The organism is Solimonas terrae (assembly GCF_011067135.1).
Lineage (GTDB): Bacteria > Pseudomonadota > Gammaproteobacteria > Nevskiales > Nevskiaceae > Solimonas > Solimonas terrae.
In genome coordinates this window covers 433,003-455,697 of the sequence record NZ_JAAMOW010000001.1, presented here as the reverse complement: position 1 = coordinate 455,697, position 22,695 = coordinate 433,003, and the positions used below count along the sequence as shown (strand labels likewise).

The 22,695-nt window shown below is 66.0% G+C and carries 22 protein-coding genes; 15 read left to right on the top strand and 7 right to left on the bottom strand.

The window, feature by feature from the left end:
- Positions 1 to 5: 5 nt before the first annotated feature.
- A complete protein-coding gene (locus tag G7Y85_RS02050) occupies positions 6 to 638 on the top strand; it encodes a TetR/AcrR family transcriptional regulator (protein ID WP_166251027.1) in 633 nt (210 codons plus the stop codon).
- Between the two features lie 92 nt (positions 639 to 730).
- Here G7Y85_RS02050 and G7Y85_RS02045 read toward each other — a convergent pair whose 3' ends face one another.
- Complete coding sequence (locus G7Y85_RS02045) at positions 731 to 1,279, bottom strand: Smr/MutS family protein (RefSeq protein WP_366514904.1); 549 nt, start codon at positions 1,277 to 1,279, stop codon at positions 731 to 733.
- Between the two features lie 75 nt (positions 1,280 to 1,354).
- Between G7Y85_RS02045 and surE the strand changes: the two genes are divergently transcribed.
- From surE to G7Y85_RS02025, 4 genes are all read left to right on the top strand, one after another.
- Entirely contained in the window at positions 1,355 to 2,101 is a 747-nt protein-coding gene (surE, locus tag G7Y85_RS02040) for a 5'/3'-nucleotidase SurE (protein ID WP_166251023.1), read from the top strand.
- Positions 2,098 to 2,763: a protein-L-isoaspartate(D-aspartate) O-methyltransferase gene (locus tag G7Y85_RS02035; protein WP_166251844.1), complete on the top strand. Its 666-nt coding sequence runs from the start codon at positions 2,098 to 2,100 to the stop codon at positions 2,761 to 2,763. The genes surE and G7Y85_RS02035 overlap by 4 nt, the downstream gene beginning before the upstream one ends.
- A 157-nt stretch (positions 2,764 to 2,920) precedes the next feature.
- Positions 2,921 to 3,523 carry a DedA family protein gene (locus G7Y85_RS02030; RefSeq protein ID WP_194241069.1) on the top strand — a complete coding sequence of 201 codons (603 nt, stop codon included), beginning with the start codon at positions 2,921 to 2,923 and terminating at the stop codon, positions 3,521 to 3,523.
- A gap of 26 nt (positions 3,524 to 3,549) precedes the next feature.
- Entirely contained in the window at positions 3,550 to 4,383 is an 834-nt protein-coding gene (locus G7Y85_RS02025) for a peptidoglycan DD-metalloendopeptidase family protein (protein WP_166251021.1), read from the top strand.
- 9 nt (positions 4,384 to 4,392) lie between these two features.
- Here G7Y85_RS02025 and G7Y85_RS02020 read toward each other — a convergent pair whose 3' ends face one another.
- Positions 4,393 to 5,451 carry a fatty acid desaturase gene (locus tag G7Y85_RS02020; RefSeq protein ID WP_166251019.1) on the bottom strand — a complete coding sequence of 353 codons (1,059 nt, stop codon included), beginning with the start codon at positions 5,449 to 5,451 and terminating at the stop codon, positions 4,393 to 4,395.
- 285 nt (positions 5,452 to 5,736) lie between these two features.
- Between G7Y85_RS02020 and alaC the strand changes: the two genes are divergently transcribed.
- The 6 genes from alaC (at position 5,737) to G7Y85_RS01990 (ending at position 12,873) form a co-directional block, all read left to right on the top strand.
- Positions 5,737 to 6,978: an alanine transaminase gene (alaC, locus tag G7Y85_RS02015; protein WP_166251017.1), complete on the top strand. Its 1,242-nt coding sequence runs from the start codon at positions 5,737 to 5,739 to the stop codon at positions 6,976 to 6,978.
- 109 nt (positions 6,979 to 7,087) lie between these two features.
- The gene (locus G7Y85_RS02010; protein ID WP_166251014.1) at positions 7,088 to 8,410 is read left to right on the top strand and encodes a homoserine dehydrogenase; all 1,323 of its coding nucleotides are present in this window, start codon (positions 7,088 to 7,090) and stop codon (positions 8,408 to 8,410) included.
- Entirely contained in the window at positions 8,410 to 9,015 is a 606-nt protein-coding gene (locus tag G7Y85_RS02005) for a GNAT family N-acetyltransferase (protein WP_166251012.1), read from the top strand. Before G7Y85_RS02010 ends, G7Y85_RS02005 begins: the two co-directional genes overlap by 1 nt.
- Before the next feature lie 15 nt (positions 9,016 to 9,030).
- Positions 9,031 to 10,152 carry a threonine synthase gene (gene thrC, locus G7Y85_RS02000; protein WP_166251838.1) on the top strand — a complete coding sequence of 374 codons (1,122 nt, stop codon included), beginning with the start codon at positions 9,031 to 9,033 and terminating at the stop codon, positions 10,150 to 10,152.
- Between the two features lie 261 nt (positions 10,153 to 10,413).
- Positions 10,414 to 12,138, top strand: a complete 1,725-nt coding sequence (recJ, locus tag G7Y85_RS01995; RefSeq protein WP_166251010.1) for a single-stranded-DNA-specific exonuclease RecJ — start codon at positions 10,414 to 10,416, stop codon at positions 12,136 to 12,138.
- A gap of 228 nt (positions 12,139 to 12,366) precedes the next feature.
- Positions 12,367 to 12,873 carry a GNAT family N-acetyltransferase gene (locus G7Y85_RS01990; protein WP_166251008.1) on the top strand — a complete coding sequence of 169 codons (507 nt, stop codon included), beginning with the start codon at positions 12,367 to 12,369 and terminating at the stop codon, positions 12,871 to 12,873.
- 397 nt (positions 12,874 to 13,270) lie between these two features.
- Here the strand turns inward: G7Y85_RS01990 and G7Y85_RS01985 are convergent, their stop codons facing one another.
- Together G7Y85_RS01985 and G7Y85_RS01980 are read right to left on the bottom strand one after the other, a co-directional pair.
- Positions 13,271 to 13,669 carry a hypothetical protein gene (locus tag G7Y85_RS01985; protein WP_166251006.1) on the bottom strand — a complete coding sequence of 133 codons (399 nt, stop codon included), beginning with the start codon at positions 13,667 to 13,669 and terminating at the stop codon, positions 13,271 to 13,273.
- A 20-nt stretch (positions 13,670 to 13,689) separates the two neighbouring features.
- Positions 13,690 to 15,273 (bottom strand): cytochrome-c peroxidase, encoded by a 1,584-nt coding sequence (locus tag G7Y85_RS01980; RefSeq protein ID WP_166251004.1) that lies wholly within the window; start codon positions 15,271 to 15,273, stop codon positions 13,690 to 13,692.
- A 129-nt stretch (positions 15,274 to 15,402) separates the two neighbouring features.
- On the opposite strand from G7Y85_RS01980, the gene G7Y85_RS01975 reads away from it, so the two are divergent.
- The 4 genes from G7Y85_RS01975 (at position 15,403) to G7Y85_RS01960 (ending at position 19,223) form a co-directional block, all read left to right on the top strand.
- The gene (locus tag G7Y85_RS01975) at positions 15,403 to 16,761 is read left to right on the top strand and encodes an ATP-binding protein (RefSeq protein WP_166251002.1); all 1,359 of its coding nucleotides are present in this window, start codon (positions 15,403 to 15,405) and stop codon (positions 16,759 to 16,761) included.
- On the top strand, positions 16,758 to 17,453 hold the full coding sequence (locus tag G7Y85_RS01970; RefSeq protein WP_166251000.1) for a response regulator transcription factor: 696 nt from the start codon (positions 16,758 to 16,760) through the stop codon (positions 17,451 to 17,453). The genes G7Y85_RS01975 and G7Y85_RS01970 overlap by 4 nt, the downstream gene beginning before the upstream one ends.
- A gap of 59 nt (positions 17,454 to 17,512) precedes the next feature.
- Positions 17,513 to 17,908 (top strand): hypothetical protein, encoded by a 396-nt coding sequence (locus G7Y85_RS01965; protein ID WP_166250997.1) that lies wholly within the window; start codon positions 17,513 to 17,515, stop codon positions 17,906 to 17,908.
- A 307-nt stretch (positions 17,909 to 18,215) separates the two neighbouring features.
- Complete coding sequence (locus G7Y85_RS01960) at positions 18,216 to 19,223, top strand: energy transducer TonB (protein ID WP_166250995.1); 1,008 nt, start codon at positions 18,216 to 18,218, stop codon at positions 19,221 to 19,223.
- Positions 19,224 to 19,317: 94 nt separating this feature from the next.
- Here the strand turns inward: G7Y85_RS01960 and G7Y85_RS01955 are convergent, their stop codons facing one another.
- Genes G7Y85_RS01955 through sufC form a run of 3 tightly spaced genes read right to left on the bottom strand, consistent with a single transcriptional unit; the run spans position 19,318 to position 22,552 of the window.
- The gene (locus G7Y85_RS01955; RefSeq protein ID WP_366514901.1) at positions 19,318 to 20,568 is read right to left on the bottom strand and encodes a SufS family cysteine desulfurase; all 1,251 of its coding nucleotides are present in this window, start codon (positions 20,566 to 20,568) and stop codon (positions 19,318 to 19,320) included.
- A complete protein-coding gene (gene sufD, locus G7Y85_RS01950) occupies positions 20,565 to 21,803 on the bottom strand; it encodes a Fe-S cluster assembly protein SufD (protein WP_166250993.1) in 1,239 nt (412 codons plus the stop codon). The genes G7Y85_RS01955 and sufD overlap by 4 nt, the downstream gene beginning before the upstream one ends.
- Complete coding sequence (sufC, locus tag G7Y85_RS01945; protein ID WP_166250991.1) at positions 21,800 to 22,552, bottom strand: Fe-S cluster assembly ATPase SufC; 753 nt, start codon at positions 22,550 to 22,552, stop codon at positions 21,800 to 21,802. The genes sufD and sufC overlap by 4 nt, the downstream gene beginning before the upstream one ends.
- Between the last annotated feature and the right edge of the window lie 143 nt (positions 22,553 to 22,695).

Below are 22,695 nucleotides of genomic sequence, written 5' to 3'. Positions count from 1 at the left end.
GCGCCATGGCAGACGCAGATCAAAAGCCGCGACGTCGGCCGTGCGGACGACCCGATACCCGCGAGGCGATCCTGGCCTGTGCCGAAACACTGTTGCAGCAGCGCGGGTTCAATGGCTTCAGCTATCAGCACATCGCCAGCCAGCTGGGCCTGCGCACGGCGGCGATCCACTACCACTTTCCGGCCAAGGACGATCTCGGCGTCGCGCTCGTGCGCCGCTACCGCGACAGCTTCCAGAAGTGGGTGCGCAAGCTCGAATTCGAAACCGCCGCCTGGGCGCGATTGCAGGCCTACTTCAGTACCTACCTGACGCATCTTGAAACCGAGGATGGGCGTTTGTGTCCGGGAGGCGTGTTCGGGGCGGATTTCGGCGTGCTCTGCGACGAAATGCGCATCGAGGCGCGGATGCTGATGCGCGAGACCTATGCCTGGCTGGTGCTGACGCTGGAGGAAGGCAGGCGCGAGGGTTCGCTGCGCTTCGAGGGCGATGCCTACGACAAGGCCGTCGTGGTCGGCGCCGCGCTGCAGGGCGGCCTGCAGATCGCACGCCTGGCCGGCGCGCATCGGTTCCGGCAGCTGCTCGCGCAGCTCGAATTCGAACTGACGGGACGCAAGCCGGACAGCGGCCCGCTGCCGTGAACGCGTCCGAACCGCGGATCTCGGCGACGATCCAGGGCAGGCACTGAAGCCCGGGCGTTTCGATCCCCGAACGCCGCGGTCTGCCGTTGCTCTCAGCGGGCCCGCAACAGCACGTAGATGGCGCCGGTGCCGCCGTCGACGACCCGCGCCGAGCAATAGGCGATGACATCCTTGCGTCGGCGCAGCCAGCTGCCGAGCAGGGCCTTGAGTACCGGGCCGCTGTTCGGCGAGCCATTGCCCTTGCCGTGGATGATGCGCACGCAGCGCAGGTCGCGTTCGTGACAGCGCGCGAGAAACTGCACGACCGCCAGTCTGGCGCGATCGCGGTTGTGGCCGTGCAGGTCAAGCTCGCTTTCGATGCGGTAATGGCCGCGCCGAAGGCGGCGCAGCACGGCGTCCTGCACGCCGGCGCTGCGATAGAGCAGGGTGTCGCCGCTTTCGATCTCGTCCGGCTCGGTATCGGCGAGCAGTTCGCGCAGCACCTCAAGCTCGTCCTGTAGCCGCTGGCGCGGGATCGGCGCGGGTTCCGGCTTGTCGGCCAGCGCGCGTGCGGTCGGCCGGTGCGGGCGCACGCCGAGCATGGCGAGGCGGAACAGGTCCGTGTCGTCGTCGGGTGCCTTGCTGGACTGGTCGTCGCTCACGGCGGATTCGCAGCTCGATTCCGTGGTCCGCCGAATCATATCCGGTAAACTTGCGGAACTTTCCGTTTTGCCCTCATGAAAATCCTGCTTTCGAACGACGACGGTTGCCAGGCGCCGGGTTTGCGCTGCCTGCGCGACCAGCTGCGCAGCCGCCATGAGCTGGTGGTGGTGGCCCCGGACCGCAATCGCAGCGGTGCCAGCAATTCGCTGACCATCATGAATCCCGTGCGCGTGCAGCGGCATGACGACGGCAGCCTGTGCGTCGACGGCACGCCAACCGATTGCGTACATCTGGCGCTGACCGGCCTGATCGACCTGAAGCCGGACATCGTCGTCTCCGGCATCAATGCCGGCGCCAATCTGGGCGACGACACCCTGTATTCCGGCACGGTCGCGGCGGCGATGGAAGGTCGGCATCTCGGTTACGCCGCGATCGCGGTCTCGACGGTGTCGATCCAGCCGCAGCACTACGAAACCGCGGCGCGCGTGACGCTGCATCTGCTGGAACGGATCCAGCAGCAGCCGATTCCCGGCGACACCATCCTCAACGTCAACGTGCCGGACCTGCCCTGGGAAGAATTGCAGGGCTTCGCCGTGACGCGCGCCGGCAACCGCCATCGCGCCGAGGCGGCGATGAAGACCACCGACCCGCGCGGCCGCACGATCTACTGGATCGGCGCCGCCGGTGCGGAAGCCGACTGCGGGCCCGGAACCGATTTCCACGCGGTCGCCGCCGGCAAGGTGTCGATCACGCCGCTGCTCGTCGACCTGACCCGCCACAACATGCTGGAACACCTGTCGCAGTGGGCGACGCAACTGTGATCTCGCGCGGCAGCACGCGGCAGACGCCGAACTCGATCAGCGCCGCGCGTGCGCGTCTGTTCGAGGAAATCCGCAAGGCCGGCGTCAGCGACGCGGCCGTGCTGGCCGCGATCACCAAGGTGCCGCGCGATCAATTCGTCGACGATGCGCTGAAGAACCGCGCCTACGAGAACAATGCCCTGCCGATCGGTCACGCGCAGACGATCTCCCAGCCGGTGGTGGTTGCCTTCATGACCCAGGCCCTGACCCAGGGCCGCAAGCTCGAGCGCGTGCTCGAAGTCGGCACCGGCAGCGGCTACCAGACCGCAGTGCTCGCCGAACTGGTCGGCACCGTGTTCACGGTCGAACGCATCAAGCCGTTGTCGGAACTGGCGCGCACGCGCCTGTCGGCGCTGGGGTATCGCAACGTGCACTTCGGCTACGCCGACGGCATGAAAGGCTGGCTGCCGTATGCGCCGTATCAGGGCATTCTGGTCACCGCCGGTGCCGAGAGTGTGCCGCCGGCGCTGATCGAACAGCTCGGCCCCGGCGGGCGCCTGGTGATCCCGGTCGGTCCGCCCGGACGCCAGTCGCTGAAGCTGGTCGAACGACGCGGTTCGTCGGTGCGCGAGCAGGATCTCGGCTGGGTCAGCTTCGTGCCGCTGCTGGCCGGCAAGGTCTGAGAGCTCGTGAATAGATCCACTGCGCTCGGCATTGTGCGCGCCGGCAGTACTCGCCATCCTCACGGACGCGAGGACGCTGCGCTTGTTCCGCTCCGGCGGCGCACAAACCGTCATCGCTCGCCACGATTTCTTCACAAGCTCTGAGGGCTGGATCCGCATGATCGTCGCCTGGGTCGAACAATACGTCGCGCATCTCGGCTATCCGGAAATCTTTTTCCTGATGGCGCTGGAGTCGAGTCTGGTGCCGATCCCGTCCGAACTGGTGATGATTCCGGCAGGCTATCTCGCGGCGCAGCGTTCGCTCGATCCGGTGCTGGCGGCGCTGGTTGGCGGCTGCGGCTCACTGCTCGGGGCGAGCGTGAATTATCTGTTCGCCCGTTACGTCGGGCGTGCGTTCCTGTTGCGCTACGGCAAGTACCTGCTGATCGACGAGCGCAAGTATCACGAGGCCGAGCAGCTGTTCCTGCGCAATGCGCACTGGGCGACCTTTCTCGGCCGCTTCATCCCGGTGATCCGCCACCTGATTTCGCTGCCGCCCGGCGTGTTCGGCATGCGCGTGCCGGCGTTTGCGGCGATCACCTTGCTCGGCGCGACGCTGTGGTGCAGCGTGCTGGTCGCGGTCGGTTTCCATTTCGGCGACTCGGTGGCCCAGCTGATCCGGCACTGGTCGAACGAGATCGGCATCGCCGCCAGTTTGCTTGTTGGGCTGTTTGTGGTCAGATTCCTGCTGAAGGACCGCAAAAAACAAACCGGCGTGTAGTGCGCCGCGCCGAGAACGATCTGCAAATGATCCGCCCGACATCGCTCGCGGTACCGATGCTGTTGCTGACCTTGCTGACGCTGCAGGGCTGCGCCGGCTGGGCTTCCTGGGACAAGCCGTGGCGCCGTCCCGGTCTCGAAGCCGGGGTGGTGCCCGATCGCATGCCGGGTCCCAACGAGTACGTGGTGCGGCCGGGCGACACGGTGTATGCGATCGCGTTCCGCAACAGCGTCGACTTTCGCGCGCTCGCGCGCTGGAACGGCATCGGTTCCGACTATCTGATTCATCCCGGCGAAGTGCTGCGGCTGAAGCCGCCGCGCGTCGAGGCCGCACCGCCGCGACAGCAGATCGGCGTGATGCAGACGCGGCCGATCAATGACGCGGATGCCTCGCAGGCGCAGGTGGTGAATGCCGACACGCCGCCGCCGGTGGTCGCGTCGGTGGCGCCCGCCGGCAACGACGACGACGACGCCAGCGCCGGCGGCTACAGCTGGGTGTGGCCGGTCAATCAGGCGCCGGTCGTGCGCGGCTTCGGTCAGCAGGGCAGCAAGGGCGTCGATTTCGGCGGTGTGGTCGGACAGCCGGTGCTCGCCGCCGCACCCGGTCGCGTCGTCTACAGCGGCAACGCGCTCAAGGGTTATGGCGAGCTGATCATCATCAAGCACGACGACGTCTTCCTGTCGGCCTACGGCTACAACAGCAAGCGCTACGTCAAGGAAGGCGATGTCGTCACCGCCGGCCAGCCGATCGGCGAGATGGGCCTGGGGCCCGAGAACAAGCCCATGCTGCATTTCGAGATTCGCGAAAAGGGCGAACCGATCAGCCCGGCGAGCAAGCTGCCGGCGCGAACCCGCAACTGAATCGCCCGCTCAGCTTGCCGGCCTGCCGTCGAAGCCGGTCCAGCGGCGGCGCTCGAAGTCGAACAGCTTGCAGCAGCGCGCCGTCGCGAAGTACCAGCGCCACGAGAAATCCTGGATTGCGATGCGGCCCGGCAGTGCCGCTTCGAGGCGCGCCTGCGCGCGGCGCAGCCGGTACAGCGGGATGCCCATGTCCACATGATGGGCCGTGTGTTCCATGATGTGATGCAGCAGACCGCCGATGCCGCGGCCGAAGCGCAGATGCACGGTGGTCGACACGAACGGCACGGCGGCCGCCCAGTCGCGCTTGTCGACGTGCCAGACGATCGTCCGATGCGTGTGATGGGCATAGATGACGAAACCCATCAGCATGTTCCAGCTCAGGAACGGCACGACGAAGCCGCAGGCCAGCAGCAGGAATCGCGATTGCCCGCTGCGGTCTGCGGCGATCAGCAGGCCCGCGATCCACAGCGCGGCAAAGCTGCAGACCAGCAGACGATCGAACAGGAAGGCGCGCCGACCGCCGCCTGGCGAGTCGCGTCCGGCCAGCATCATGTGTCCGCCCCAGACCTCGATCAGATAGTAGAGGCCGGGTGCCCAGCCGCTGCGATAGACGCGCTCCAGTCGTCGCCGCCAGCCCGGCAGCGCACGGAATTCCGCCAACGTCAGCGGTGCCCAGACGAAGTCGAAACCCTTGAGGTTCGTGTAGCCGTGATGGACGACGTTGTGGCCGACTTCCCAGAGGCTGTATGGCGTCAGCGACGGCAGGAACACCAGGCGGCCGAGCCAGCGGTTGAGGCCGCGATGCCGCGTCAGCGACTGGTGACAGGCATCGTGGCCGATGATGAACAGACGACCGATGATCAGGCCGAGCGTGAATCCGATCAGCAGCTTCAGCGGCCACCACGGCGCGATGACGACGGCCGCGAGCGCGGCGGCAAACAGCAGGCTGTCGACGGCGGCCAGGAGCAGCGCCCGTGCGGTGGATCGACGCCGCTCGCCCTGCAGCCAGTCGCGGATCGTCTTGCGTGACGGCAGGGCAGCATCCGGTGTGGCGGTATAGTCAGGCATGGCGGAGCGATGGCAGGCGGCGGGAGGGGCCGGCGCCGATCCTGCGGTGCACTGGCATCGTGGCGATTGACGGTGGTCAATGCACGGCGTGCCGGAATCGCTCGGGCGGCGCCGTGCAGGCCGCACGCCCGCGGCGCGAAATGCCGCCGAAACCCTTGTGAAAGCTAGGATTTCGCGACGTCACCGCGGTTGCGGGAAAACCCCCAACTTGATTTAATACCGCCCCTTTTTCGGTCCGCTCCGGAACGAAATTCCAATCGCTGTTTCCATCCGTCCAAGGTCCCCGTGAAAACCGTCTTCCCGCGCATCCAGCGCCTGCCGCCCTACGTCTTCAATATCGTTGGTGATCTGAAGAAGGCGGCCCGAGCTCGCGGCGACGATGTCATCGACTTCTCGATGGGCAACCCGGACCAGCCGACGCCCAAGCACATCCTCGACAAGCTGGTCGAGGCGTCCGTGCGCGGCACCGACTCCGACTACGTCAAGCCGGAGCTGCACGACGAAGAAGGCGTGCACACGCACCGCTATTCGGTCTCCAAGGGCATTCCGCGCCTGCGTCGCGCGATGGCGCGCTGGTACAAGCAGCGCTACGACGTCGATCTCGATCCGGAAAGCGAAGTGATCGCAACGATCGGCTCCAAGGAAGGGCTCGCGCATCTGGCGTTCGCGACACTGGGCGCCGGCGATGTCGTGCTGGTGCCGAACCCGGCCTATCCGATCCACCCGTATGGCGTGGTGCTGGCCGGTGCCGACGTACGCCATGTACGGATGACACCGGACGTCGACTTCTTCGAAGAGCTGCAGAAGGCCATCAAGGAATCCTGGCCGGCACCGAAGATGCTGATCCTCAACTTCCCGGGCAATCCGACGACGCAGTGCGTCGAGCTGGACTTCTTCGAGAAGGTCGTCGCGATCTGCCGCGAAAACGAAATCTGGCTGGTCCACGATCTGGCCTATGCCGACATCGTGTTCGACGGCTACACCGCGCCGAGCGTGATGCAGGTGCCGGGCGCCAAGGATGTCGCCGTCGAGTTCTTCACGCTGTCCAAGAGCTACAACATGCCGGGCTGGCGCGTCGGCTTCATGGTCGGCAATCCGACGCTGGTTGCCGCGCTCGCGCGCATCAAGAGCTATCTGGACTACGGCATGTTCACGCCGATCCAGGTCGCCGCGATCGCCGCGCTGGAAGGTCCGCAGCAATGCGTCGCCGAGATTCGCCACATGTATGAACACCGGCGCAATGTGTTGTGCGACGGCCTCAACGCGGCCGGCTGGAAGGTCGAAAAGCCGAAGGCGACGATGTTCGTCTGGGCGGAGATTCCCGAGCCGTTCAAGGCCATGGGTTCGCTGGAGTTCGCGAAGAAGCTGATGGAAGAGGCCAAGGTTGCGGTCTCGCCGGGTATCGGCTTCGGTGAATACGGCGACACGCATGTGCGTTTCGCGCTGATCGAGAACGAGCACCGCACGCGTCAGGCGATTCGCGGGATCAAGAAGATGCTGAAGGGCGAGGCGTCGCGGCTGCCTTGAATGGCACTCGCGACGCCGAGCGCCCGGGCGGGGAGCCCGGGCCTGGGGTCATTCGGACAAGCGCAGTCTCGCCATGGATGGCTTTGATGAACATGGACACAGAAGCGAAATGAGTGCAGCGATAAAAGTCGGGGTCATCGGCCTCGGCACGGTCGGGCAGGGTGTGGTCCGCCTCCTGAAGAACAATGCCGACGAGATAGCGCGTCGCGTCGGGCGGCCGCTGGTCGTCACGCATGCGTCGGTGCGCGATGCCGGCAAGGCGCGCGACTGCGATCTGTCCGGCATCACGACGCTCGCCGATGCCATGCAGCTGGCGCGCGAAGCCGATGTCGATCTGCTGGTCGAGACGGTCGGCGGCATCAGTCCGGCACGCGAACTGATCCTGGCCGCACTCGCGCGCGGCAAGTCGGTGGTGACGGCCAACAAGGCCCTGATCGCCGAAGACGGCAACCGCGTGTTCGCGGCGGCCCGGGCCAGCGGCGCGAGCGTGGCGTTCGAAGCCGCGGTGGCCGGTGGCATTCCGGTCATCAAGGCGGTGCGCGAGGGCCTGGCCGGCAATCGCGTCGAACGGCTCGCCGGCATCATCAACGGCACCTGCAACTACATCCTCACGCAGATGCAGGAAAACGGCACCGCGTTCGACGATGCCCTGCGCGACGCGCAGCGGCTTGGCTATGCCGAGGCCGATCCGACTTTCGACATCGAAGGCATGGACTCCGCGCACAAGCTGGCCATCCTCGCCAGCATCGCGTTCGGCACGCCGCTGGATTACGGATCGGTCGCGGTCGAAGGCATCACGCGCGTGACGCCGCAGGACATCCAGATCGCGCAGGTGTTCGGGTATCGCATCAAGCTGCTCGGCATTGCCAAGCGCAGCGGCAAGGGCAGCGAACAGGGCATCGAGTTGCGGGTACATCCGACCCTGGTGCCGGACAACACGCTGCTTGCCAAGGTCGACGGCGTCCTGAATTCGGTGGTGGTGCGCGGCGATGCCGTCGGCGAAGTCGGCTTCTATGGCCGCGGCGCCGGTGGCGATGCCACGGCGTCGGCGGTGGTTGCCGATCTGATCGATCTGGCGCGCGGACTCGGCGCCGATGCGCGGCATGCGGTGCCGGCGCTGGCGTTCCAGCCGGATGCCGTACGTGCCCTGCCGATCGTGCCGTCCGCCGAAGTGGCGAGCGCGTTCTATCTGCGCCTGAAAGTGGCCGACGAACCGGGCGTGCTGTCGAAGCTGACCGCCATCCTCGCCAGCCACGACATCAGCGTCGAGGCGATCCTGCAGCGCGAGCCGCGCGGTCACGAGGATGCCAATGTCGCGCTGATCACCTCGGTGATTCCGCAGCATCGCTTCGATCACGCGGTCAACGAAATGCGCGCACTGCCGTTCGTGCGTGAAGATGCGGCGCGTTTCCGCGTCGAGAAGTTCGACTGATGCACGGCGATTTCGCAGCACCGGACCTGCCGGTCCTGAGCGGAGAGCACGTCCGCCTCGAACCGCTGCAGGCGATGCATCTCGACGCGCTGATCGCGGTCGGCAGCGATCCGGCGATCTGGGCCTGGTATCCGGAGTCGGCAGCGACGCCGGACGGGATGCGTCGCTTCGTCGAGGTATCGCTGGCCGCACGCGCGGCCGGCACGGCGCTGCCGTTCGTGCAGATCGATGCCGCCAGCGGCCGCATCATCGGCAGCACGCGTTTCGGTGCGTTCGATCAGCGGCATCGTCGCGCCGAAATCGGCTGGACCTGGCTGGCGCCGGCGTATCAGCGCACGCCGATCAACACCGAATCGAAATATCTGATGTTGCGCCACGCGTTCGAGGCACTGGGCCTGATGCGCGTCGAGTTCAAGACCGACGTGCTGAACGAAAAGTCGCGGCGCGCGCTCAAGCGCATCGGCGCAAGCGAGGAAGGCGTGTTCCGCCGCCACATGCTGACCGAGTCCGGCCGCGTGCGCGACAGCGTCTACTTCAGCGTCGTCGACGTCGAGTGGCCGCATGTGAAGCGGCATCTCGAAACGCTGCTGGCGCCCCGTTTTTGAAGTCGTAAACCGAGAATCGAAGTGACCCGTTATACCGGCCTGATCGAACACTATCGCAACCGCCTGCCGCTGGCTGCCGATGCCCGCGCGATTTCCCTCGGCGAAGGCCGCACGCCGCTGATCAAGCTCGAGAACCTGCCCCGGCAGGTCGGTTTCGAAGGCGAGCTGTACGTGAAGTTCGAGGGCTTGAACCCGACCGGTTCGTTCAAGGATCGCGGCATGACGGTGGCCGTCACGCAGGCCGTGCACGAAGGCGCGAAGGCAATCATCTGCGCGTCGACCGGCAATACCTCGGCCGCCGCCGCGGCGTACGCCGTGCGTGCGGGCGTCACGGCGTTCGTGCTGATTCCGGACGGCAAGATCGCGCTCGGCAAGCTCGCGCAGGCGGTCGTGCACGGCGCCGTCGTGCTGCAGATCCAGGGCAACTTCGACGACGGCATGCGTCTGGTCAAGGAGATCGGCGAAACCACGCCGGTCGCCATCGTCAATTCCATCAATCCGTATCGCCTGCAGGGGCAGAAGACGGCTTCGTTCGAGATCGTCGAAGCGCTCGGCCGCGCGCCGGACTTCCACTGCCTGCCGGTCGGCAACGCCGGCAACATCAGTGCGCACTGGATCGGCTACAGCGAAATGGCCGGCATTGCGACGTCGATCAGCGCCTACCACGGCGACGGCCGCTTCCTCGATCAGCCGCTGACCGGCAAGCGTCCGCGCATGGTCGGTTACCAGGCCGCAGGCAGCGCGCCGTTCATGCGCGGCGGTCCGGTCAGGAATCCGGAAACCGTCGCCACCGCGATCCGCATCGGCGACCCGCAGTCCTGGCAGCTCGCATGGGCGCTGCAGAAGGAATCCGACGGCTGGTTCGACGAGTGCACGGACGACGAAATCCTCGCCACGCAAAAGCTGCTGGCGGGCAGCGAGGGTGTGTTCTGCGAACCGGCATCGGCCGCTTCGCTGTGCGGCGCGCTGCGTGACATCAAGTCCGGCAAGATCGCGCAAGGCTCGACCGTGGTCTGCACCCTGACCGGCAACGGCCTCAAGGACCCGGATATCGTCATGAGGGACGGACTCAAGGGCCTGATCCAGGTCCCCGCCGAACGCGCCGCCGTCGAAAAAGCGCTGCTCGCGCACCTGTAGGCGCCAACGGCCTTCTCCGCATCCGAACCTTTCCTCCACCAAGGGGAGATGTCTCAGCCGTTGTGGGCCCCCTCCGCCCGCGAGCGGGTGGAGGGCTTGGGGGAAGTGGGTGCCAGCGCGTCGCCCCGAACGTTCGTCTCGCGCCGCCCCTCCTCACCCAATCCGCTCCTCCCAGGAGGAGAGGGCCAGGTAGCCGTCAGCCGAAGGACTAACCGGACACGGACCTTCGCCACGCGCAATAAACCGGCAAGATAGCGCCACATGTTTTCCCATGCCGACCCGAAACCGCAAAGAAGCACCGCCGTGAGTCCCCGTTTCGAGCGCCGCCCGCCGGGCGACATCCACGCGCTACCCGACACGCTGCACCCGGTCGTCCGACGTCTCTACGCCGCACGCGCCGTCACCGCCGAACAGCTGCAACTGGAAGCCGCCCGACTGCAAGCCCCGACGACGCTGCGGGGCATCGACAACGCCGCGGCCTTGCTCGCGGACGCGATCGCCGACGGCCGCGGCATCGTCATCGCCGGCGACTACGACTGCGACGGCGCGACCGGCACTGCCATCGCCATCCTCGGCTTGCGCGCGCTGGGCGCGCGCGAAGTGCATTACGTCGTGCCGGATCGTTTCCGCATGGGCTACGGACTGTCGCCGGGGCTCGCCGAACTCGCGGCGCAGACCGGCGCCACGCTGCTCGTCACGGTCGACAACGGCATTGCCAGTGTCGACGGCGTCGCGCGGGCGAGGGAACTGGGTCTGCAGGTGCTGGTAACCGATCATCACCTGCCGGGTCACGCACTGCCCGCGGCCGACGCCATCGTCAATCCGAACCAGCCCGGCTGCACCTTTGTCTCCAAGAACCTTGCCGGTGTCGGCGTGATGTTCTACGTGCTGTTGGCGACGCGCGCACTGCTGCGTGCCCGCGGCGCGTTCGACGGCGGCCCGAACCTCGCGGAGCTGCTGGATCTGGTCGCGATCGGCACCGTCGCCGATGTCGTCAGGCTCGACTACAACAACCGCATTCTCGTCAGTCAGGGCCTCGCGCGCATCCGCGCAGGTCGTGCGCGTCCCGGTGTGCAGGCGCTGTTGCAGGTCGCCGGTCGCGATCCGGCGCAGCTGACGGCCAGCGATCTCGGTTTCGTGCTCGGGCCGCGCATCAACGCGGCCGGCCGTCTCGACGATATCCGCACCGGCATCGACTGCCTGCTGGCGACCGACTTCGAGACGGCCTTGTCGTTGGCGCGTCGGCTCGACCAATTCAATCGCGAGCGCCGCGAGATCGAAGCGCAGATGCGTGACGAAGCGCTGGTGCTGGTCGAAGACAGCGATGCCGCCGGCGTCTGCCTGTTCGACGACGGCTGGCACGAAGGCGTCGTCGGTCTCGTTGCTTCAAAGGTCAAAGACAGACTGCATCGCCCGACCATCGCCTTCGCGCGTGCGCAGGACGGTGGCTTGCTGAAAGGCTCGGGTCGTTCGATCCCCGGCCTGCACCTGCGCGATGCGCTGGTACTGCTCGACGCACGTACGCCCGGCCTGCTGCATCGCTACGGCGGCCATGCGATGGCGGCCGGCATGACGATCGCGGAGTCCGACTACGAGACCTTCGCGCAAGCCTTCGACGCCGTCTGCATGGAACTGCTCGACGACGACACGCTCGCCCGCATCGTCCACACCGATGGCGAACTCGGTGAAAGCGAATTGAGCCTCGAAACTGCCCATGCGCTTGAGCGCGCCGGCCCCTGGGGACAGGGCTTCGCCGAACCGTTGTTCGAAGGGCGCTTCCGCATTCTCGACTACCGCGTGCTCAAGGACCGCCACGTCAAATACCGCCTCGCGCACTCTTCCGGCGCACTCGGCGCGATTCACTTCGATGGCGTCGAACAGCTCTGCGATGGCGGCTGGCTGCACGCGACCTACAGGCTGGGGATCAATCGCTGGCGCGATGCTGAGAGTCTGGAGTTGTATGTTGACGACGTATGGCGGAGCTGAATTGTTTTCTCATTTCCAAATGCACGCGGGGTGCTGCTGCACTTTTGGACATCAATGACAGCCCGGTGATAGCATCATCAAATGATTTGCCCAGTTTCCTTTGTCTCGAGCCGACTTACTGCCGCCAATATTGATTGGTGGGGATAATGCTGGCTGCTTGCCAAAAAACCCGCCACCAGGCGGGTTTTTTGTTGGTCCCGCCGAATGGCTTCACGTCAGGGGATCGCGATGAAAGCGTTGGAAGTTCGACATAGTGATGATCGGGACATAGAGCAGATTCGGCAGATCTATGCCGAGCCCGCGGTCTATGCCAATACCTTGCAGTTGCCATTGCCATCGGCTGCTGCCTGGACCAGGAAGCTTGGTGTGTTGCCGGACGGAGCCTACAGCTTCGTTGCCTGTGATGGAGGCGAGGTGCTGGGACAACTGGCGCTGCTGGTCGAGGCCTCACCTCGCCGCAGGCATGTTGCCAATATCGGCATGGGTGTCAAAGGCGATGCACGGCGACGCGGGGTTGGCAGCGCGTTGATGGCAGCTGCCATCGACATGGCAGAGCGGTGGCTTGCGATACGCAGGATCGAGTTGTCGGTCTATACCGACAATAAGGCCGCGATCGGCTTGTACAGGAAATTCGGCTTCGTCGTGGATGGCACATTTCGCGAGTACGCGTTCCGCGACGGCACTTATGTCGATGTGCACGCGATGTCCAGACTTGCGCAACAGGTTCGGTGGTGACGGCGGTGGTTGGCGAACACTGCAACGTGCTCGAAGTGACGGCATTTGGTGGCCGATCTTGGTTGGAAGGTACTCGTCTTTTCGCGAACGACCCGTCGCGCCGCTGTGTCCGATCAAGGCTTTGGCAACGAACGCAGCTGGCTTTCGTGTGTCGGTGCCGTGCGCACCGAAGCTAACTGCATCGTCGGTGCGTTCGTTGTCGAATCGAGCGGTCAGTACTGTACCGCGGGAAGCGATTGTGGCTATTGCGACGCTCCTCCTGATCGAAGCAAGCCTCGCTCCGGCGCTGGGGTCTCCTTTGAGGGGAGGATGTACTGACTGGGTCTATTTGCGGTTTGCTCGATGGTCATCGACGCGACGAGTCGCGGATATGTGTGCTCCGTCGTAGGCGCGTTCTTCAATTTGTGCCGGACCGTGGCCGTGGCGGCGGGATGGATTTCAACGTCGCCGCCTGCTCCGTCGTGATCATCTGCGCCTGCACCGCCCTGTCGAGCAGCGTGCTGCGCGCCTGATCGCAGATCGCTTTCATCGTTTCCCGGTCGATACCGAGTTCGTCAGCGGCTTCGTGCGGCGGGCGATCGCCGATGATGCGCTTGATCTCATCGGCCGAGCGGCCGGTGCGCAGCTCGAGCGCGGTGATGATCAGGTTGGTCATCGCCATACGATCGAGGTTTGGCGGCGGGCCCTGCATGTGGCGCGTGGTGCCTTGTGGCGGCTGCGGCATCCCGGCGAAGGCAGCACTGCTGATGACGATGCCGACACACAGGGCGGCGAGGGCGAGAAATTTTCCGGACATGTTGTGCTCCGTGGCAGGTTTCAGAGGGGGTTGCCGTTGACGTCGACCGCGTCGAGCTGCTCGCCGTCCGGGCCGCCGTCGCGCGGCGGAATCCAGCGCGCGCGGCAGCTCGCGTCGGCGGCGCAGCGGTCGGTCAGGGTGTTCAGGAAGGCGACGATGTCGGCGACATCGCCATCGCTGATCTGGATGTTCGGGATCGACAGGCGGCCGGCATTGCGATCGGCCTGCAGCTTGGCGAGTGCGGCATTGCTGTTGGCGGCGGCATCCGGGAACAACGCGTTGCAGCTGGCAGTGGACAGGTCGGCAAACTGCGACAGCACGCACCAGTCGTGCTGGTTGACGTAGTTGGCGACCGAGCCGCGCGGATTGCGGTAGTGGTTCACCACGTCGGTCAGTGTCGCGTAGGCGCCGGCGTGGCCGTAAGGCGCGCTCAGCGCGACGTTGAGCAGTGACGGCGTGCGGTAGGCGTACTGGTCGGTGGCATTGCCGGATTCGCGTTCGCGGCCGAAGTCGTCGTCACCGTTGGCGCCGTCGCCCTTGCCCGGGCCGATCTGCGGGAACGCGACGGTATGGAAATTCTGGTCGCTGAAAAGGTCACCGCGGTGGCAGGCGTTGCAGCCGGCGCCGCCCTGATTGGCGGGCGTCAGAAACAGGGTGGCGCCGCGTTTGGCAGCGTCGGAGATCGCCGTCAGATCACCTTCGACATAGCGCCGCCAGTCGGTATCGACGAACAGTTGCGAACGCTCGTAGGCGCCAATGGCAGTGGCGATGCTGGCGTCGGTGACCAGGCTGCGGGCGTTGCCGGCGATACCGAACGCCGACTGGAACAGCGGCAGCCAGTTGTTGCGCGCGAGCTCGCCGGCGGCGGCGCCGTAGCCGCCGATGCGCTGCGCCAGATGGGTACGCACCGTGTCGTGATCGGCGTTCGGCAGCAGGGTGCCGAGCATTTCCTCCGGTGTGACGATGGGGAAGCGCGACTGTGCGGCTGGCAGCGTGCTGCCGGCGTTCGGGTCGGCGACGCCGAAGGCCGAGTCCGGTGTGCGGATGCCGCCACCGGCGCCGTTGGCGCCGGGCTGCGGGTTGAGGCTTTCGACGCGGCCGTCGTCGAACAGCGCGCGATCGGCGAGGGCGGCGTTGAACGTGGTCGGCGCGTTGCGGCCGACGCGCAGCACGCCGTCGGCGGCTTCGCGGCCGGGGCCGAGCAGATCGGCATCGATGGCGGCGACGCCGACCGGCAGTGACAGCCGATCGCCGCCGCCGAGGTCCGGGTGATGGCAGCTGACGCAGGCGCTGTCAAAGTTGCCGCCGAGGCTCTTGCTGTAGAACAGGCGCATGCCGAGCTGCGGCAGCGGATCGTCGATGTTCTCGACGCCGAGATTTGCTGCCGGATTGCCGCTCAGTTGCAGCGCATCGATGCGGGTGCGCAGGGTCTGGTCGAGGGCCGTCGGCGTCGGCGCGGGTGGGGTCGGTGTCGCCGGTGTGGTCGGTGTCGTGCCCTGCGCGGCGGTGCCGCTGTCGGCCGCACCGCCGCCGCAGGCGGCAAGCACGGCGCAGAGCAGCATGGCCGACGCGGGGAATATGCGCGGCAAGCTCGGGGTCGGCACGGTGGGTCTCCTGTCCTGTCGTAGCGATGGCGCACACCGTAGTCGGCAAATGTGGGGAAACCGTGCGGAAACTGCGTGCATACGCTGTGATCGACAACTACGGCGCCGACTCGTCGATAAGATATGGCGATGAAATCGCAGCTCTTCTGGAAGCTGTTCGCGCTGCAGCTGGTGGCGGCCGCGGCCCTGCTCGGCGGCACGCTGCTGGTGATGAGCCAGTACACGACGAAGAGTTTTTCGCGCTATCTGGAAGAACGCGAGCACGATCATCTGCGCCAGGTCGCCAGCGAGATCGCCGAGGCCTACCGGCGCACGCATGATCTGCGCGAGGCCGTGCGCGAAACCGATCCGCGCACGCGGCCGATGCCGCCGCCGGGTGTGGGAGCGCAGCACCTGCGACGGCCGCCACCACCGCTGACCATCGTCGATCGCGACGGCGCGATGATTCGCGGCGAACCGAATGCGCTGGTGCCGGACGCGCTGGTCGAACCGATCGTCGTCGACGGCGAACTCGTCGGTCGTGTGCAGCGGCCGCCGATTCCGCTCGGCGAGGGCGATGTCGACGCCGAGTTTTCCAGGCGGCAGGCGCGCGGTCTGTATGCGGTCGGTGGTGGCGCGTTGCTGCTCGCGGCGCTGCTGGCTGCGCTGTTGTCGACGCTGATCCTGCGTCCGCTGCGGCGCTTGTCCGGTGGCGTTGCGGCGCTGCGCCAGCGTGAATTCCACACGCGCCTCGCCGTGACCTCCGGCGACGAGCTGGGTCGCCTTGCCGAGGACTTCAATCGCCTTGCCGAAGCGCTGGAGCGCTATGACCTGCGCCAACGCCAGTGGTTGGCCGACATCGCCCACGAACTGCGTACGCCGCTTGCCGTGTTGCGTGGCGAGATCGAGGCACTGATCGATGGCGTGCGCCGCCCGGACGCGGCCAATACGCGCTCGCTGCATCAGGAAGTGCTGCGGCTGCAGGGCCTGGTCGACGATCTGCATCTGCTCGCGCTCGCCGAATCCAGCGGCCTGCACCTGCAGCGCGAAGCCTGCGAGCTGTCGGCGCTGGTCGGCGATCTGGTGCAGCGCTGGCAGGGCCGCTGCAGTCAGCTCGGCTTCGCGCTGCAGTGGCAGCCGCCGCCGCGCTCCGTGCCGGTCGACATCGATGCGCAGCGGATCGAGCAGGTGCTGGTCAATCTGCTCGAAAACGCGCTGCGCCATGCGCAGGCGCCGGGGCCGATCCGCGTGCGTCTCGACGTCGAGTCCGGGCGTGTTGTCGTATGCGTGCGCGACGCCGGTCCCGGTGTGCCGGACGCGGCGCTGTCGAAACTGTTCGATCGTCTGTATCGCGTCGATGCGGCGCGCAGCCGTGATCGCGGCGGCTCGGGGTTGGGCCTGGCGATCTGCCGCTCGATCGTCGAGGCGCATGGCGGGCAGATCGCCGCGCAACGCGCCGACGGCGGCGGCCTGGAAATCCGTTTCGAGCTGCCGCTGGGGCGGTCATGAGCGCGCGCGTTCTGGTCGTCGAGGACGATCCGAAGATCGCCGCGCTGCTGCGCGACTATTTCGCGCACGCCGACTTCACGGTCGAGGTGATCCATCGCGGCGACGAAGCCGATGCGGCGATCGCACGCTTTGCGCCGCAGCTGCTGATTCTCGATCTGCAGCTGCCGGGGCGCGACGGTCTCGATATCTGTCGCGCGCTGCGTGCCCGCGGTCCGGACCCGGCCATCATCATGCTCACCGCCCGCGTCGACGAAATCGATCGCCTGATCGGCCTCGAACTCGGCGCCGACGATTACATCTGCAAGCCCTTCAGTCCACGCGAGGTGGTGGCGCGCGCACGCGCCGTGCTGCGTCGCCTGCTGCCGTCGGCGCCCGGCAACGGCGCGCTCGTGGTCGGCGCGCTGCAGCTCGATGCCGCGGCCCATCAGGCGCGCGTGGCCGGCGAGTTGCTGACGCTGACGCCGATCGAGTTCGAGCTGCTCGCCAGCTTCCTGTCGCAGCCGCAGCGCATCTGGTCACGTGCCCAGCTGCTGGAGCGCGTGCGCGGCACCGACTTCTCGGGCTACGAGCGCAACATCGACGGCCACATCAAGAACCTGCGTCGCAAACTGCGCGACCACCTCGAAGGCGGCGATCCGATCCGCAGCGTCTACGGCGTCGGCTATGGTCTTGACGCTGGAGCGCTGACATAGCGCACACTCGGCTTCTGTCCGGCTCGGGCGGCCGGTGTATTGACGGAGGGCAGTGATCGATGCGAGTTCGCGCGAGGCCAGAGCGTGTCGCCGGACAGCGTGCCATCATCTCGGCGGTGCTGCTGGTCGCGTTCGCGCCACTGGCGTCAGGCGCAACGCCAGCGCCCGCGCCGCAGACCAGCGATCCGGCATCACCGCCGGATCAGGCCGACGCGCCGGTGCCCACCGTCATCGTCACGCCGGACGATGTGTTCGGCGAATCCGATCACAAGCTCGCCAAGCTGCTGAAGAGTCTGCCCGGTGCCGACAACGCAGTGCCCGTCAGGAAAAGTGTCGGCGAGAAGATCGGCGACTACTACGACACGCACCGCAGCCCGAACGATCTCAGCGCCGATTCGCAGCAGCGCCTGTCACGCGAAGTGAATGGCGATCCGGAGCGACAGAATCTGCATTAGCAATGGTCCGCACTCCTGTGCGGTGGACTCTGGCCGGTCGTCGGGACTCGCAAACTCCCCCCGACCTGCGGCTGCCGGATGTTCGACTCCGGACTTCGGCGGCGGTGCGAAATCGGGTCATTTAGCTGCAAGGCGATCGATAGTCCGGATTCACAAACCCGACCTGGGCTTGCGCTCATTGCCGGATCTCGGGCAGAGGATCCGCTGCTGCGGGATACGAGATGAAATCGGTCTCGTGCAATCCGATGCGCGAAGCGTGGTGTACCGCTACGATATCAAGGTGTGACTTCGTTACCGGGGGGGAACGATGAAGCTGTCTGTCCGCGTGTTGATTCTGTCGCTGTTGCTCGCCTTATGCAGTTGCGCCACGCCTTACCAGAAGCAAGGCATTCTCAATCTGGCGGGAGGCGGATTTGGCGAAAAGGCGATCACCGATCACAAATACTGGGTGTATTTCAACGGCAATGGGTACGCCCAGAAGGAGCATGTGCTCAATCTGTGGCTGTATCGCTGCGCAGAGCTGACGCTCGAGAAAGGCTTTCAGTATCTGGTGATTCATCCCGGCGAGAAGCCGCCGGCGCAAAGTTCGAGCATCGATTCGCAGTGGCGATGGACACCCGCTGTCGCTACGCCTGGCGAGGCGCCGGCGATCCGCAGAGATGCGGCCCTTCATGGCGCGGCGCCAGTGACGGCGATGCCCGTGCGCGGCGGTGGTTACTCGTACTACTACGTCCCCGGCACCACCATTCAGACCTGGAACGCATCCGGCACCGTCGACATGTACCAGGCGCCACTGCCTGATGACGTGCTCTGGGCCATGGATGCTCGCCGGGTTATCGCATCCTTGCAGGCCTACAAGGATTCGAACGGCGCGCAGCCAGCACCGTCGATGAGCGATGTTGCACTCGGCGCATTCGTTGCTCACGAGCAAATCGACTTTCCTGTCGCGCCGTTTCCGACCTTCAGGAATGTCGCGCACATGCAGCCACAGCCACCCAGCTTCGATTCGCTGACTGCCTGGGATTCGGCGGACATTCTCACGGGTATTCGCGAGCGAGCCTTGATCACGCTGCACGCGATGTTTCGTGCACGGCGCACGATCGAAAACCTGTCGAACGGCGGCAGCATCACGCTGTCGTTCACAGTCGATCAGTTCGGTTGGGTCACGGACTGCCGCATCGTCTCCAGTTCGTTCAGCGATGCGGCATTTGTCGAAGCCGTGCGGCGATATTTCGAGAAGATAAAGATCGATTCCAGCCAGACGATCATCGATACCGATGTGCCGAATTTCACGCTGACATTCGCGCCGACCTGAGCGTCGCGGCGCGATGTGTTGCGGGGCCTTGCCGTCGATTTGTCGATAATGGTCCGGGATCGGTGCTCGAGAGCACAGCTGTGACGTGCGCTGACTAGCCGAACAGTCGGCGCACCTTGTGCAGCGCCGCGACGAGCTGATCGATGTCGTCCTCGCCGTTGTAGATCGCCAGCGACGCGCGCGCGGTTGCCGGCACGCCGAAGCGTTCCATCAGCGGCATCGTGCAGTGATGGCCGGTGCGGATCGCGACGCCTTCCATGTCGAGGATCGAACCGATGTCCTGCGGATGCGCGCCGTCCATCACGAACGACAGGATGCCGGCCTTGTGCGGCGCAGTGCCGATGATGCGCAGGCCTGGCACTTCCGCCATGCGCTGCGTGCCGTACTCCAGCAGCGCATGTTCATGCGCAGCCGCGGCTTCGACACCGATCGCATCGAGCCAGTCGATCGCTGCGGCGCAGCCGATCGCGCCGGCCATGTCGGGCGTGCCGGCTTCGAACTTGTACGGCACCTCGTTCCAGGTGCTGCCCTCAAAGGCGACGGTGCGGATCATGTCGCCGCCGCCCTGCCAGGGTTCCATCGCTTCGAGATGCTCGCGCTTCGCGTACAGCACGCCGAAGCCGGTCGGTCCGTAGAGCTTGTGCGACGAGAACGCGTAGAAATCGACGTCGAGCGCCTTCACATCGACCGGCAGATGAGCGATGCCCTGCGCGCCGTCGACCAGCACCGGGATGCCGCGCGCATGCGCTTCGCGAATGATGTCGGCGATCGGGTTGATCGTGCCGAGGGAGTTCGAGATCTGTGCGACGGCAACCAGTTTCGTGCGCGGGCTCAGCAGTTTCAGCCAGGCGTCGAAATCCAGCGAGCCGTCGTCGAGCACCGGTGCGGCGACGGTCCTCGCGCCAGCCAGCTGCCAGGGCACGATGTCCGAGTGATGCTCCATGCCGGTCACCAGCACTTCGTCGCCTGGCTGGATGCGAGGCTGCAGGAAACTGCGTGCGACGAGGTTGATGCCTTCGGTCGTGCCGCGCGTGAAGACGATCTGCTCGCGCGGCGCCTCGATGAACGCGGCGATGCGGTCGCGCGCGCCTTCGTAGGCGGTGGTCGCACGCTCGGCCAGCTCGTGCACGGCGCGATGCACATTGGCATTCGACGTGCGGTAGTAGTGATCGAGCGCCTGCAGCACTGCCTCGGGTTTCTGCGTGGTCGCGGCGTTGTCGAGGTAGGCAAGACGCTTGCCGCGCACGCGCTCGGCCAGGATCGGGAACTGGGCGCGAATCGCCTGCAGGTCGAGGGTGGCCGGTGCGACGTCGCCCGGCTTTTCGATTCCGACACCGGCGGTCACGACAGATCTCCGATCGCGTCGAAGTCGAGGTCGGCCCCCAGCAGCGCGGTCACCTGTCGCGCGATACGCGTGCGCAAGCCGGCGTGCGCAATTCTTTCAAGCACGCTGTTGATGAAGCTGTAGGTCAGCAGCGCGCGTGCCTGGGTTTCCGGGACGCCGCGCGTGCGCAGGTAGAACACGGCCGTATCGTCGAGCTGTCCGCAGCTCGCGCCGTGCGCGCACTTCACGTCGTCGGCGTAGATTTCCAACTCGGGTTTGGCATCGATTTCCGCGCCCTTGGCCAGCATCAGGTTGGCGATGCGTTGCTCGGAGTCCGTCTTCTGCGCGCCGGGCCGCACGACGACGCGGCCGTTCAGCACCGCCTTGCTCGGCCCGAAGCCGAGGCCGCGGAAATACTGATGGCTCGTGCCGTGCGGGGCGATGTGGTCGATCTCGTACTGGTTGTCGAGATGGACACGGGCGTCGGCAGCGAACAGGCCGGCGAGTTCGGTCGATGCGCCGGGGCCGGTGAGCTTGACGCGCCAGTCGTTGCGAATCAGCTTGCCGCCCAGATCGACATTGACCAGCTGGAAACGGGCGTCGCGGCCGACGTTGACGTCGGTCTGCAGCCACTGCGTGGTCGATCGGCTTTCGTCCTGCACGCGAATCAGCGTCAGCTGCGCCTGTTCGGCCAGCTCGACCGTGAGGCTTTGCGTCGAGAAGCGCGTTGCCCCCGGCAGGCCGACGTTCTGCAGGATCACGGTGGCCGCGGCACCGCGTGCCAGCGAGATGCGATGCGCGAGGTGCGTCATCTCGCCGTCGGCATCGGCGGTCGTGACCGTCAGGGCATGAACGGGGCGGGCGAGCGCCGTACCGGGGCCGACGTCGAGCTGCAGGCCGGGCTGCGCGAAAGCGCGGTGCAATCCGGCGATGCCGGCGTGCGCATCGAGGCTCGGCAGCGAAGCGGTCGCGGAAGACGCGCCGGCCACGTTTCGGGCGTTGAGCCAGATCCGTTCGTCGCAACCGCTCAACTGCCAGCGTGCATAGCCGCCGAGCGCTGCCGCTGTCGCCAGCTGCACGGGCTTTTTCGGGAAGGCGCTGAGATCGGTGTAATGCCAGCGCTCGATGGCGTCGTCCGGCATGCCGTGCTGGATGAACTCGTCGAACGCGGCGCTGCGTGCCGCGTGATCGACGGCGGGCAGGCCACCGGCGAAGCGCGCAAACGCCTCGCCCCAGGATGCGTGGATGTCGCTCATGCCGCCTGCAGCCAGCCGTAGCCTTTTTCTTCGAGTTCGCGTGCCAGTTCCGGGCCGCCGCTCTTGACGATGCGGCCCGCCGCCAGCACGTGCACGAAGTCCGGCTGCACGTAGTCGAGCAGGCGCTGGTAGTGCGTGACGAGGATGGTCGCGCGCTCCGGAGAGCGCATGGCGTTGATGCCGTCGGAGACGATCTTCAGCGCATCGATGTCGAGGCCGGAGTCGGTTTCGTCGAGCACCATCAGCTTCGGCTCCAGCACCAGCATCTGCAGGATCTCGTTGCGCTTCTTCTCGCCGCCCGAAAAACCCTGATTGACGCCGCGCGACAGCATCGCCGGGTCCATCTTCATCTGCTTGACGCGATGGCGGACCCAGGCGAGGAAATCGTTGGCTGCCATTTCCGGTTCGCCGCGCTCCTTGCGCTGCGCGTTGACCGCAGCCTTGAGGAACATCATGTTGCTGACACCGGGAATCTCGACCGGATACTGGAAGCCCATGAAGATGCCGTGTGCCGCGCGTTGCTCGGCAGACTGCTCGGCAATGTCCTGGCCTTGGTAGCGGATCGTGCCCGACGTGACGACATAGTCCTCGGCGCCGGCCAGCACCTTCGACAGTGTCGACTTGCCCGCGCCGTTCGGGCCCATGATCGCGTGTATCTCGCCGGCGCCGACCGACAGGTCCAGACCCTTGAGGATTTCGTTGTCGCCGATCCTGGCGTGCAGATTTTCGATTTCGAGAAGCTTGGTCATGTCAGTCATTGGTTTGTTCTGGGATGCCGTCCATGGCGCGACGGCTGCTCGATGAATAACCCCCGGCCCGGCCATCCATGGCCGGGCGTTCGCGCCTTTGAAAGCCACGCAATGTGGCTTTCAATTTCCTGTGGAAATCGGTG